General features: G+C 61.0%; 1 protein-coding gene (running past one end of the window). It reads left to right on the top strand.

Translation table 11 applies throughout. From position 1 onward, the window contains the following. Positions 1–14,439 carry the 3' portion of a syringopeptin non-ribosomal peptide synthetase SypB gene (gene sypB, locus JOE34_RS18630; protein ID WP_209996419.1) on the top strand. It extends 2,034 nt beyond the left edge of the window, so only the last 14,439 of its 16,473 coding nucleotides appear in the window; its start codon lies beyond the left edge, outside the window; the stop codon is at positions 14,437–14,439. The last annotated feature ends 104 nt before the right edge of the window (positions 14,440–14,543 follow it).

Genomic DNA, 14,543 nt, shown 5'->3' with positions numbered 1-14,543 from the left:
CTAGCCGACGTTTCGGTGTCTGTCATCAATCTTGATCTGAGCGATTGGCAGGACGAATCCGTCCAGAACCCACAGGTTCCGGGGCTGACTTCTGCGCATCTGGCTTACCTGATCTATACCTCGGGCTCCACCGGTCTGCCAAAAGGCGTAATGATCGAACACCGCAACACGGTTAACTTCCTGACGTGGGCGCATAAGGCCTTCGACGCCGGCACAGATAACTCGGCACTGGAAAAAACACTTTTCTCCACTTCGCTGAACTTCGACCTCGCCGTCTACGAGTGCTTTGCGCCGCTGACATCGGGCGGCAGCATCGAAGTCGTCAAAAACGTGCTGGAACTGCAACACGGCGAGCACGATATCGGTCTGATCAACACCGTACCGTCGGCGCTTAAAGCACTGCTGGACGTTGACGGGCTGCCGACAACGGTTCACACGGTGAACGTGGCCGGTGAAGCGCTCAAGCGAAGTCTGGTAGAAAAACTGTTCGAAAAAACAGGCGTGCAGCGCCTGTGCAACCTCTATGGCCCTTCGGAAACCACCACCTACTCGAGTTGGGTGGCGATGGATCGCAAAGACGGTTTCGCTCCACACATCGGCAAACCGGTCGGCAACACACAGTTTTACCTGCTGGATGAGCAACGACAGCCCGTCCCACTGGGTATTGCGGGTGAAATCTACATCGGCGGTGCCGGTGTGGCGCGGGGCTATCTCAACCGCGACGACCTCACTGCCGAACGCTTCCTCAAGGACCCGTTCAGCCAAAACCCAACGGCACACATGTACCGCACAGGCGACCTGGGTCGCTATCTGGCGGATGGCAATATCGAATACCTGGGCCGTAACGACGATCAGGTGAAGATCCGTGGTTTCCGTATCGAGCTCGGTGAGATCGATGCACGTCTGGCCAAACACCCGGCCGTCCACGAAGCCGTAGTGACCGCTCGTGAAGATGTGCAGGGCGAAAAACGCCTGGTGGCTTATTACAGCGTCCAGTCCGCGCAAACGGAACCGGGCATCGACAGCTTGCGCGGCTGGCTGCAGGAACAACTCCCGGCCTACATGATCCCTGTGGCCTACGTACGTCTTGACGCAATGCCGCTGACTCCGAACGGCAAGCTCGACCGCAAGGCGCTGCCAGCACCCGACAGTGACTCGCTGATCAGCCGTGGCTACGAGGCCCCTCAGGGCGAAATCGAAACGCAGATCGCGGTCATCTGGCAAGAATTACTGGGCGTCGAGCAGGTCGGTCGTCACGACAATTTCTTCGAACTCGGTGGTCATTCGCTGCTGGCAGTCAGCCTGATCGGGCGCATGCGTCACATCGGTCTGAGTACTGATGTAAAAGCGCTGTTCAGCCAACCGACCCTTGCCGCACTGGCCAGTGCCGTGGGCGGCGGCGATGAACCCGGCAGTGATGAAGTCACCGTAGCGACCAACCTGATTACCCCAGGTTGCCAACGCATCACCCCAGACCTCTTGCCGCTGATCAAACTGACCCAGGAGCAGATCGACCTGGTGGTGGCCTGTGTGCCCGGCGGCGCAACGAACGTGCAGGATATTTACCCGCTGGCGCCGTTACAGGAAGGCATTCTCTATCATCATATCGCCGCAGAGCAGGGCGATCCTTACGTACTGCAGAGCCAGTTCGCGTTCCAGAGCCGCGCTCATCTGGATACCTTCGCCCAGGCCCTGCAAATGGTCATCAACCGCCATGACATCCTGCGCACGTCCATGCACTGGGAAAGTCTTGATGAGCCGTTGCAAGTGGTCTGGCGTCAGGTCGAACTCAGCGTCGAGGAAATTCAGCTCAACCCTCGCTTCGGTGATATATCCCGTCAGTTGCAAGAGCGCCTGGACCCGCGCCAGATACGCATGGACATCCGTCGGGCACCCTTGATGCGAGTGGTGTGTGCCTTGGACACCGTCAACCAGCGTTGGGTGGCGACGCTGATGTTTCACCACATGATCCTTGACCACACTGCGCTGGATCAGGTGCGCTATGAAATGCAGGTCTGCCTGCTCGGTCAGGCCGATCGACTTGGTGACTCAATTCCTTACCGAAACTATGTCGCTCAGGCCCGACAGGGCGTGAACGAGCAGGATCATGAGCTGTTCTTCCAGGACATGCTCGGCGACATCGACGAGCCGACGCTGCCGTTCGGCCTGCACGACGTGCAAGGCGACGGCAACGCTATCGATCAGGCTCGTCTGACGCTGGATAACGCTTTGAGCCAACGCCTTATAGTGCAGACGCGGCAGCTTGGGGTCAGTGCTGCAAGCCTGCTCCATCTGGCATTCGCACAGATGCTGGGCCGCCTCAGCGGACGTGATCAAGTGGTATTCGGCACCGTCCTGATGGGCCGCATGCAGAGCGGCGAGGGTGCCGAACGGGCCCTTGGCATGTTCATCAATACCTTGCCGCTGCGGGTGGACCTGGGCGGTGAGGGCGTACGTGACGGGGTCAAGGCCACGCATCGGCGCTTGACCGGGTTACTCGGCCATGAACATGCCTCGCTGGCACTGGCCCAGCGCTGCAGTGGCGTGGTCGCACCGACACCGCTGTTCAGCGCCTTGCTCAATTATCGTCACAGTAGCGTTGCCGTGACCGATGAGGCAATGGCGGCCTGGGATGGCATGCAGTCTTTGCGACTGGACGAAGAAGAACGCACCAACTACCCGCTGACCGTCAATGTCGACGATACGGGTGAAGGCTTCCAGTTCACTTCGCTGGTGGCGGCGAGCATTGGCGCGCAGCGCCTTTGTGACTATCTGCAGTTGGCCGTAGCGGGGCTGGTCGAGGCGCTGGAACAGGCGCCGCAGACACCGCTGCACAGCATATCGATATTGCCGCTCAGCGAACGTACCCAGTTGCTCGAACACTGGAACCCTTCCGGCAAAACCTATGCACATGAAACACCGATCCACCGGCAATTCGAAGCCCGCGCCGCAGAACGACCAGATGCCGTCGCGCTGATGTTCGAAGCACAGACCCTGAGCTACGGCGAGCTCAATGCGCGTGCCAACCAGGTCGCGCACCGTTTGCTGGCCCTGGGTGTACGGCCTGACGATCGCGTGGCGATCTGCGTCGAACGTGGCCCGGCGATGATTATCGGCGTGTTGGGCATCCTCAAATCCGGCGCCGGTTACGTGCCACTGGATCCGGCTTACCCGCTTGAGCGCCTGTCCTACGTACTCGGCGACAGTACCCCAGTGGCATTGTTGAGCCAGCGATCAGTACAACAGGCCTTGCCGGTCTGCGAAGTGCCGCTGATCTACCTTGACGATGCCGACCTGCAGGACGAATCCGTCCGCAATCTGCAAGTACCGGTCAAGCCCGCCGACCTTGCCTACGTCATCTACACCTCCGGTTCCACTGGCCTGCCAAAGGGAGTGATGGTCGAGCATCGCAACGTCGCACGGCTGTTCTCGGCCACTCAGGACTGGTTCGGTTTCAATGAACAGGATGTTGGAGCACTGTTCCACTCATTCGCCTTCGACTTCTCGGTCTGGGAAATCTGGGGCGCGCTGCTGCACGGTGGGCGCCTGCTGATCGTGCCGCAACTGATCAGCCGTTCACCTGAAGACTGCTATGACCTGCTGTGCAGTGCCGGAGTCACGGTACTCAACCAGACACCGAGTGCCTTCCGCCAGCTGATTGCGGCCCAGGGCAAGAGCGAGCGTGCACACTCATTGCGCCAGGTGATTTTCGGCGGCGAAGCACTGGAAACGGCCATGCTCAAGCCGTGGTACGCCCGCAAGGTGAATGCCGGTACGCAACTGGTGAATATGTACGGCATCACCGAAACCACCGTGCATGTGACCTACTATCCGTTGCAGGCCGAAGATGCACAGCGTATGGGCGCCAGCCCGATCGGCGAGCACATTCCCGATTTGCAGCTGTATGTCCTCGATGCTCATCGCGAACCGGTGCCAGTAGGGGTGATCGGCGAGCTGTATGTGGGCGGCGCCGGCGTTGCGCGTGGCTACCTGAATCGCGAAGCATTGACGGCCGAGCGTTTTCTCGATGACCCGTTCAATACTGCGCCAGGTGCGCGCCTGTACCGCACCGGCGACCTGGGTCGCTGGCTGGCCGATGGCAGCCTGGAATACCTGGGACGTAACGATGAACAGGTGAAAATTCGCGGTTTCCGTATCGAGCTGGGCGAGATCGAAGCTCGATTGAGCGCTTGCCAAGGCGTACGTGACGCTGTGGTTGTGGTGCGTGAAGACGAACCGGGCGACAAGCGTCTGGTGGCCTATCTCACGACGCAGCAGTCGGGCGACCTGCTGGACATCGAAAGCCTGCGCGAGCATCTGCAAGGCACGATGCCGCAGTACATGGTGCCGGCGGCCTACGTGCAACTCGATACGCTGCCGTTGACTGCCAACGGCAAGCTCGACCGCAAGGCGCTGCCGGCACCCGACCGTTCGGCGTTGGCCAGTCGGGGCTATGAAGCGCCAGAAGGCGACACCGAAATGGCCATTGCGCGGATCTGGCAAGACCTGCTCCAACTGGAGCAGGTCGGCCGGCATGACCACTTCTTCGAACTGGGCGGCCACTCGCTGCTGGCGGTGAAACTGATCGAGCGCATGCGCCAGATCGATCTGGTTGCCGATGTGCGCGTGCTGTTCAGCCAGCCGACCCTGTCTGCCCTGGCGGCAGCGGTGGGCGGCAAAGGGCAAGTCGAGGCACCCGCCAACCTTATTCCCGCCGACTGCTCGCGCATCACCCCGGATATGCTGCCGCTGGTGTCACTCACCCAGGACGATATCGATCGCGTGGTGTCCAGCGTGCCCGGCGGTCTGTCCAACGTGCAGGATATCTATGCCTTGGCGCCGTTGCAGGAGGGGATTTTGTATCACCACCTTGCTGCGGCCGAAGGCGACCCGTACCTGCAACACGCACTGTTTGCCTTCGACAGCCGAGAACTTCTGCACAACTTCGCCCAGGCACTGCAAGGCGTGATCGCGCGGCACGATATCCTGCGCACTGCGGTGTTTTGGGAACGTCTCGACGCCCCGGTGCAGGTGGTCTGGCGTGAAGCGACTCTGGGCCTGGATGAGCACATACTGGAGCCGGCCGATGGCGACATCGCCGAACAACTGCTCAAGCGTCTCGACCCGCGCCACACGCGTCTGGACATCCGTCAGGCACCGATGCTGCGCATCGGTTATGCACACGATGAGGTGAACAACCGCTGGCTGGGCATGTTGCTGTTCCATCACCTGGTGGACGACGCCACGTCGCTGCGTATTCTCAGAAGCGAAATCGAAGCGCACATGCTCGGTCAGCAAGCCTCGCTGCCGCCGTCCGTGCCCTATCGCAATTACGTAGCTCAGGCCATGCTCGGTGTCAGTCGTGAAGAGCACGAGGTATTTTTCCGCGACATGCTCGGTGATATCGACGAGCCGACGCTACCCTTCGGCGTGCAGGACGTGCAGGGCGACGGGCGCGGTATCGAGGAAGCATGCCAGCGGGTCGACATTGGCCTGAGCCAGCGTTTGCGTGTGCAGGCCCGCCAACTCGGGGTCAGTTCTGCCAGCCTGTATCACCTGGCCTGGGCCCGTGTACTGGCTGCCGTTTCGGGCAAAGGCGATGTGGTCTTCGGCACCGTGTTGCTCGGTCGCCTGCAAGGCGGTGCCGGCTCTGACCGGGCGCTGGGGATGTTCATCAATACCTTGCCACTGCGTGTCACGCTGGGCGAGCAGGGCGTGCGCAGCGGTCTGAAAGCCACTCATGCGCGACTCAGCATGCTGCTGGCCCATGAACACGCGTCGCTGGTACTGGCTCAACGCTGCAGTGGTGTGCCCGCGTCAACGCCACTGTTCAGCGCCTTGCTCAACTACCGCCATATCGACGCGCATGTCAACCAAGAGTCTTTCGACACCTGGCAGGGCATCGAAAGCCTGCACAGTGAAGAGCGTACAAACTATCCGCTGGCCCTTTCAGTGAATGATGAGGGGGAGGGCTTCAGCCTTACCGTGCAAGCCATTGCCAGTATCGATGCACAACGGGTCTGCTCGTATATGCAGACGGCGCTGGAGCATATCCTTATGGCGCTGGAGCAGGACCCCGAGGCACCGCTGAGCAGTATTGCGATCCTGCCGGCTGTCGAACGCCAGCAGTTACTGGTCGAATTCAACAAGACCGCGCGGGATTACCCGCAACAGCAGACCGTGCACGGCCTGTTCGAAGATCAGGTACGGGCACTCCCCAAAACTTGCGCGGCGATTCACGACGGCGTCTCCGTGAGCTACGCCGAACTCAACACCCGTGCCAATCGTCTGGCGCGGTATCTACTGGGTCTCGGCGTACAGCCGGGTGACAGTGTGGCGATTTTGCTGGAGCGCAGCCTCGACCTGCTCGCCAGTCAGCTGGCGGTGCTCAAATGCGCGGCGGTGTACGTGCCGCTGGACACCCATGCACCGGTCGAACGTCAGGCATTCATGATTGAAGACAGTCTTGCACGTGTCCTGCTGACTCATAGCCACGTATCGCTGACGAGTGGTGCACAGCGTGTCGATCTCGACGGTTTGACCCTGGACGACCTGAAAGACACTGATCTGGCATTGCCGCAGTCCAGCGAAAGCGTCGCCTACATCATGTACACCTCTGGCTCGACGGGTGTTCCTAAAGGTGTGCTGGTGCCGCATCGCGCCATCAGCCGCTTGGTGATCAACAACGGTTACGCCGACTTCAATGCTCAGGATCGCGTGGCGTTTGCCTCTAACCCTGCGTTTGATGCCAGTACGCTGGACGTCTGGGCCCCGTTGCTCAACGGCGGCTGTGTGGTGGTGATCGAGCAGAACGACTTGCTGTCTCCACTGAATTTCCAGCGTCTGCTGCTGGAGCAATCGGTAACCGTGCTGTGGATGACCGCCGGGTTGTTCCATCAATACGCTTCGGGTCTGGGCGAAGCGTTTTCACGTCTGCGCTACCTGATCGTCGGCGGCGATGTGCTGGACCCTGCCGTTATTGGCCGGGTGTTGGCGAACAATGCGCCGCAACATCTGCTCAACGGTTATGGCCCGACCGAGGCGACGACCTTTTCCGCGACCTACGAGATCACTTCAGTGGGCAGTGGTGGTATCCCCATCGGTCGACCTGTCGGCAACAGTCAGGCTTACGTGCTCGATGCGCTGCGCGAACCCGTGGCAGTGGGTGTGCCCGGCGAGCTGTATATAGGCGGGCAGGGTGTTGCCAAAGGCTATTTGAATCGAGATGACTTGAGCGCCACGCAATTTGTCGTCGATCCGTTCAGTGCGTCGGAAAACGCACTGATGTACCGCACTGGCGACCTGGTTCGCTGGCGTGCCGACGGCAACCTGGAATACCTGGGTCGCAATGACGACCAGATAAAAATCCGTGGTTTCCGCGTTGAACTGGGTGAAATCGAAGCGCGCCTGGCCGAACATCCCGAGGTTCGCGAGGCTGTGGTGCTGTGTCGTCAGGATGTGCCGGGCGACAAGCGCCTGGTGGCTTATGTCATAGCGCAACAGCTTGAAACCGTGCTCGACATTGAACACCTGCGCAGTCATCTGCAAGGCACATTGCCGGACTACATGGTGCCTGCGGCCTACGTGCAGCTGGACGCACTGCCGCTGACCGCCAACGGCAAGCTCGACCGCAAGGCGCTACCAGCGCCGGATGCGCAATCGCTGATCAGCCGCGGTTATGAAGCCCCTCAAGGCGAGGTCGAGACCCTGCTGGCGTCGATCTGGGCAGACGTACTGACGGTCGAACAGGTCGGTCGTCATGATCACTTTTTCGAACTGGGCGGTCATTCGTTGCTGGCGGTGATGCTGATCGAGCGCATGCGCCAGGTCGGTCTGAGTGCCGACGTGCGCGTGCTGTTCAGCCAGCCGACCCTGGCCGCGCTGGCAGCGGCGGTGGGCAGCGGCCGTGAAATTCACGTCCCGGCCAATGGCATTGCCGCGAACTGTCAGCGGATTACACCGGACATGTTGCCACTGGCAAGTCTTGATCAGGTCGCCATCGACCGGATCGTTGCCACGGTGCCCGGCGGCGTTGCCAACGTGCAGGATATCTACCCGCTGGCGCCGCTACAGGAAGGTATCCTCTATCACCACCTCAGCGCTGAACGCGGTGATCCCTACTTGCTGCAATCGCTGTTCAGCTTTGACAGCCAGGAGCATGTCGACGATTTCGCCCGCGCCTTGCAGTTCGTGATCCAGCGTCATGACGTGCTGCGCACCGCATTGGTCTGGGAGGGGCTGGACGAACCGATGCAAGTGGTCTGGCGTCAGGCGCCGCTGATGCGCGAAAGCTTTGATGCGGACCCACACGCGGGCGACATGGCGGCACAGTTACACCAGCGTTTCGACGCCAGGCACCATCGTCTGGACATTCGTCAAGCGCCGATGATGCGTCTGGTGTGTGCCTGGGATGGACCGAACCAGCGCTGGCTGGCGTTGCTGCAGTTCCATCATCTGGTCATGGACCATACCGCGATGGACGTGGTGCGCTACGAGATGCAGGCCAGCCTGCTGGGCCAGGAGGCGCAACTGGGCGCGGCGGTTCCGTATCGCAACTATGTCGCTCAGGCCCGACTGGGCGTGAGCCAGGAAGAGCATGAGGTGTTCTTCCGCGACATGCTGGGCAATGTCGACGAACCGACGCTGCCGTTCGGTTTGCAACAGGTACACGGTGACGGGCGCGACATCGAAGAAGCCCGACTGACCGTAGACGCAGACCTCAGCCGTCGCATGCGGAGCCAGGCCCTGCAACTGGGTGTGAGTGCCGCGAGCCTGGTCCACCTGGCCTGGGCGCGACTGCTGAGTCAGGTCTCGGGGCGTGACGACGTAGTGTTCGGCACCGTACTGATGGGCCGCATGCAGGGCGGCGAAGGCGCAGACCGGGCGCTGGGAATGTTTATCAACACCTTGCCGCTGCGGGTAGAGCTGGGCAATCTGGACGTACGTGACGGGGTCAAGGCCACGCATCGACGCCTGACCGGGTTACTCGGTCATGAACATGCCTCGCTGGCACTGGCCCAGCGCTGCAGTGGCGTGGCCGCACCGGCACCGCTGTTCAGCGCCTTGCTCAATTATCGTCACAGCAGCATTGCCGTGACCGATGAGGCACTGACGGCCTGGGATGGCATGCAGTCGCTGGGCGATGAAGAACGTACCAACTACCCGCTGACGCTGAACGTCGATGACCAGGGCGAAGGCTTCCAGTTGACTGTTCAGACCGTGCCACTGGTTGAGGCGACACGGATCTGCGCCTACATGCAACAAACCCTGAACAGTCTGGTCGATGCGCTGGAACAGGCGCCGCAAACCCCGCTGCATGCTATTTCGATATTGCCGTTCAACGAACGTGCGCAGTTGCTCGAGCAGTACAACCGGCCTGAGAAGAGCTATGCACACGAGACACCGATCCACCGGCAATTCGAAGCACGCGCCGCAGAGCGACCAGACGCCGTCGCGCTGATGTTCGAAGCGCAGACTCTGAGCTACGGCGAGCTCAATGCGCGTGCCAACCAGGTCGCGCACCGTTTGCTGGCCTTGGGTGTACGCAATGACGATCGCGTGGCGATCTGCGTCGAACGGGGCCCGGCGATGATTATCGGCTTGCTGGGGATCCTCAAATCCGGCGCCGGTTACGTGCCACTGGATCCGGCTTACCCGCTTGAGCGCCTGTCCTACGTACTCGGCGACAGTACCCCGGTGGCGCTGTTGAGTCAGCGATCGGTGCAGCAAGCCTTGCCGGACTCCGATGTGCCACTGATCTATCTTGACGATGCAGACCTGCTGGATGAATCCGTCAGCAATCCAATGGTATCGGTGCAGCCCAGCGACCTTGCCTACGTCATCTACACCTCCGGTTCTACCGGCCTGCCCAAGGGTGTGATGGTCGAGCATCGCAACGTTGCACGACTGTTCTCGGCCACCCAGGACTGGTTCGGTTTCAATGAACAGGATGTTGGAGCACTGTTCCACTCATTCGCTTTCGACTTCTCGGTCTGGGAAATCTGGGGCGCGCTGCTGCATGGCGGACGTCTGTTGATCGTTCCGCAACTGGTCAGCCGCTCGCCTGAAGACTTCCACGAACTGCTGTGCAGTGCTGGTGTAACCGTACTTAGCCAGACACCGAGTGCGTTCCGCCAGCTGATTGCGGCCCAGGGCGAGAAAGAGCAGGCACATTCGCTGCGCCAAGTGATTTTCGGCGGCGAAGCACTGGAAACGGCGATGCTCAAACCGTGGTACGCCCGCAACGTGAATACCGGCACGCAACTGGTGAACATGTACGGGATTACCGAAACCACAGTGCACGTCACCTACTACCCGTTGAAGGCCGAAGACGCCCAGCGTGTCGGTGCCAGTCCGATCGGCAAGCGTATTCCAGACCTGCAACTGTACCTGCTTGACGCCCATGGCGAACCAGTGCCGGCAGGCGTGATCGGCGAGCTGTACGTGGGCGGTGCCGGTGTTGCCCGTGGCTACCTGAACCGTGAAGCACTGACGGCCGAGCGTTTTCTCGATAACCCGTTCAGTAACGCTCCGGGTGCTCGCCTGTACCGCACCGGCGACCTGGGACGCAGGCTGGCCGATGGCAGCCTGGAATACCTGGGCCGCAACGACGAACAGGTGAAGATTCGCGGCTTCCGTATCGAACTGGGTGAAATCGAAGCACGTCTGGCTGAGCATCCTGAAGTCTGCGATGCCGTGGTGCTGTGCCGTGAGGATGTGCCCGGTGACAAGCGTCTGGTGGCCTATGTCACGGCGCTGCAGGCGCAAAGGCTGCTGGACATCGAAAACCTGCGCGAGCATCTGCAAGGCACATTGCCGCAGTACATGGTACCGGCTGCCTACGTGCAGCTCGATGCACTGCCGCTGACCGCCAACGGTAAGCTTGACCGCAAGGCCTTGCCTGCGCCTGACCGGTCTTCAGTGGCCAATTGGGGCTACGAAGCGCCAGAAAGCGACGCCGAGATGGCCATTGCGCGGATCTGGCAAGACCTGTTGCAACTCGAGCAGGTCGGCCGGCATGACCACTTCTTCGAGCTGGGCGGCCACTCGCTGCTGGCCGTGAAACTGATCGAGCGCATGCGCCAGATCGATCTGGTTGCCGACGTGCGCGTGCTGTTCAGCCAGCCGACCCTGTCGGCACTGGCGGCAGCCGTGGGCGGCAAGGGTGCAGTAGAAGTACCCGCCAACCTTATTCCCGCCGACTGCGCGCACATCACCCCGGACATGCTGCCACTGGTGTCACTGCGCCAGGAGGATATCGACCATGTGGTGTCCTGCGTACCGGGTGGTGCGGCCAACGTGCAGGATATTTATGCCCTGGCGCCGCTGCAGGAGGGGATTCTGTATCACCACATTGCTGCGGTCGAAGGCGATCCCTACTTGCAGTACGCACTGTTCTCCTTTGACAGTATCGAGCGCCTGCACAGCTTCGCCCAGGCCCTGCAAGGCGTGATCGCGCGGCACGATATCCTGCGTACCGCCGTGCTTTGGGAACGTCTCGAGGCACCGGTGCAGGTGGTCTGGCGTGAGGCGCCGCTGGCGCTTGATGAGCTGGTACTGGACCCGACCTGCGGTGATATTTCCGAGCAACTGATCAAGCGTCTGGACCCGCGTCACACGCGTCTGGACATCCGTCAGGCGCCGATGTTACGCATCGGCTATGCCCAAGACGCGGTAAATAACCGCTGGATGGGCATGCTGCTGTTCCATCACCTGGTGGACGACGCCACGTCGCTGCGTATTCTCAGAAGCGAAATCGAAGCGCACATGCTCGGTCAGCAAGCGTCGCTGACGCCCTCCGTGCCTTATCGCAATTACGTGGCTCAGGCCAGGCTCGGCGTCAGCCGCGAGGAACACGAAGCGTTTTTCCGCGACATGCTCGGCGACATCGACGAGCCGACGCTACCGTTCGGACTGCAGGACGTGCAGGGCGACGGGCAAGGTATCGAGGAAGCATTCCAGCGGGTCGACATTGACCTGAGCCAGCGCTTGCGGGCGCAGGCTCGTCAACTCGGGGTCAGTTCCGCCAGCCTGTATCACCTGGCCTGGGCCCTTGTACTGGGCGCTGTCTCAGGCAAAGAGGATGTGGTGTTCGGCACCGTGTTGCTTGGTCGTCTGCAGGGCGGCGTTGGTTCTGACCGGGCGCTGGGGATGTTCATCAACACCTTGCCGCTGCGCGTCACGCTGGGCGAGCAGGGCGTGCGCAGCGGTCTGAAAGCTGCCCACGCACGACTCAGCGGACTGCTGGCCCATGAACACGCGTCGCTGGTGCTGGCTCAGCGTTGCAGTGGTGTACCGGCGTCAACGCCACTGTTCAACGCCTTGCTCAACTACCGGCATATCGACGTGGAGGTCAATCAGCAGGCTTTCGAGGCCTGGCAGGGCATCGAACATTTGCACGGAGAAGAACGCACCAACTATCCGCTGACCCTTTCAGTGAACGATGAAGGTGCGGGCTTCAGCCTCACCGTTCAAGCCATTTCCAGTATCGATGCGCAACAGGTCTGCGCGTATATGCAGACAGCGCTGGAGGGTGTGGTCAGCGCACTGGAGCAGTCCAGCGAGATGCCTTTGGCTGGTTTGTCGGTTGTGCCAGCAGCAGAGCGTGAGCAACTGGTCTTCGGCCTCAACGCTACCGCGCTGGATTATCCGCACGAGCAGACCATCCATGGCCTGTTCGAAGCACAGGTCGAGCGCACGCCGCAGGCTGTGGCCGTGGTGCATGGCCAACAGCGCCTGACCTATCGCGAGCTCAACGAACAGGCCAACCGCCTGGCCCATGCCTTGCGCAAACAGGGTGTGCAGCCCGATTCCCGCGTAGGGATCTGCGTAGAACGCGGCGTGGAAATGGTCGTCGGTTTGCTGGCGATTCTCAAGGCGGGTGGCGGCTACGTTCCGCTGGATCCAGCATATCCGGTAGAGCGGATTGCTTACATGCTGGAGGACAGCACGCCTGCCGCCGTTCTGGCTCAAAATGCTACTCAGGGCTTGCTGGCCGACGTTTCGGTACCTGTGATCAATCTTGATCTGAGCGATTGGCAGGGCGAATCCGTCCAGAATCCGCAGGTGCCGGGGCTGACCTCGGCACATCTGGCGTACCTGATCTACACGTCCGGTTCCACCGGTATGCCAAAAGGCGTGATGATCGAGCATCGCAACACCGTGAACTTCCTGACTTGGGCACACGTGGCGTTCGACGGCTCTGCGCTGGAAAAAACGCTGTTCTCCACCTCGCTGAACTTCGACCTCGCGGTCTACGAGTGCTTCGCGCCGCTGACATCGGGCGGGAGCATCAACGTGGTCAAAAACGTCCTGGAACTGCAACACGGCAATCACGATATCGGCCTGATCAACACCGTTCCCTCGGCGCTGAAAGCGCTGCTGGAAATCAACGGTTTGCCAGGGTCGGTCCACACCGTCAATGTCGCCGGCGAAGCACTCAAACGCAATCTGGTGGAATCACTGTTCGAGAAAACCGGCGTGCAGCGCCTGTGCAACCTGTATGGGCCGTCCGAAACCACCACCTACTCAAGCTGGGTGGCCATGGACCGCGAAGACGGCTTCGCTCCGCACATCGGCAGGCCGGTGGGCAACACCCGGTTCTACCTGCTCGACGAGCAGCAACAGCTCGTTCCGCGGGGTATGCCGGGTGAAATCTACATCGGCGGTGCCGGCGTGGCCCGCGGTTATCTGAACCGTGATGATCTGACCGCTGAACGCTTCCTCAAGGATCCGTTCAGCCTCTCACCGGACGCGCGTATGTACCGCACCGGCGACCTGGGTCGCTACTTGCCGGATGGCAACATCGAATACCTGGGGCGCAACGACGATCAGGTGAAAATCCGTGGTTTCCGTATCGAACTGGGCGAGATCGAGACGTCCCTGAACAAACACCTGCAGGTGCAGGAAGCGGTGGTTGTCGCCCGTGAGGACGTACCCGGCGAAACCCGTCTGGTCGCGTATTTCACACCGTCCGACCCGACAGTGTTACCGGAAAGCAGCGATCTGCGCACGTACCTGCAAGGGCTGCTGCCGGACTACATGCTGCCGGCCGCCTACATGCCGCTTGATGCGTGGCCGCTGACGCCGAATGGCAAGCTCGACCGCAAGGCCCTGCCGGCACCGGACAGCAGTGCATTTACCTCGCGTGCCTACGAAGCCCCGGTGGGTGACGTGGAGATCAGGCTGGCAGCGCTCTGGGCGGAGCTGCTCAATGTCGAAAAGGTCGGGCGTCATGATCATTTCTTCGAACTGGGCGGGCATTCATTGTTGGCGGTCAGCCTGATCGAGCGCATGCGTCAGGCGGACCTGGAAGCTGACGTCCAGGTGCTGTTCGGTCATCCGACGCTTATTCAGGTGGCTGCCTCGGTGGGTAAGGTCAAGCGGCTGGAGGTGCCGCAGACGACAATTCCGACACTCAACCGCAAACGCCGTATCTGAAGCGACGGTAACTGCCCGCCCGATCGGCAACCGGTCGGGCGGTTGCCTTTCACCCTGAAGTCCTGCGTAACAGCTTCGCCCACCCTCGCAACATTCCACTCTGT

Origin of the sequence: Pseudomonas sp. PvP028 (assembly GCF_017832255.1) — a bacterium.
Classification (GTDB): Bacteria; Pseudomonadota; Gammaproteobacteria; order Pseudomonadales; family Pseudomonadaceae; genus Aquipseudomonas; species Aquipseudomonas syringae.
This window is presented reverse-complemented; position numbering and strand designations above follow the sequence as displayed.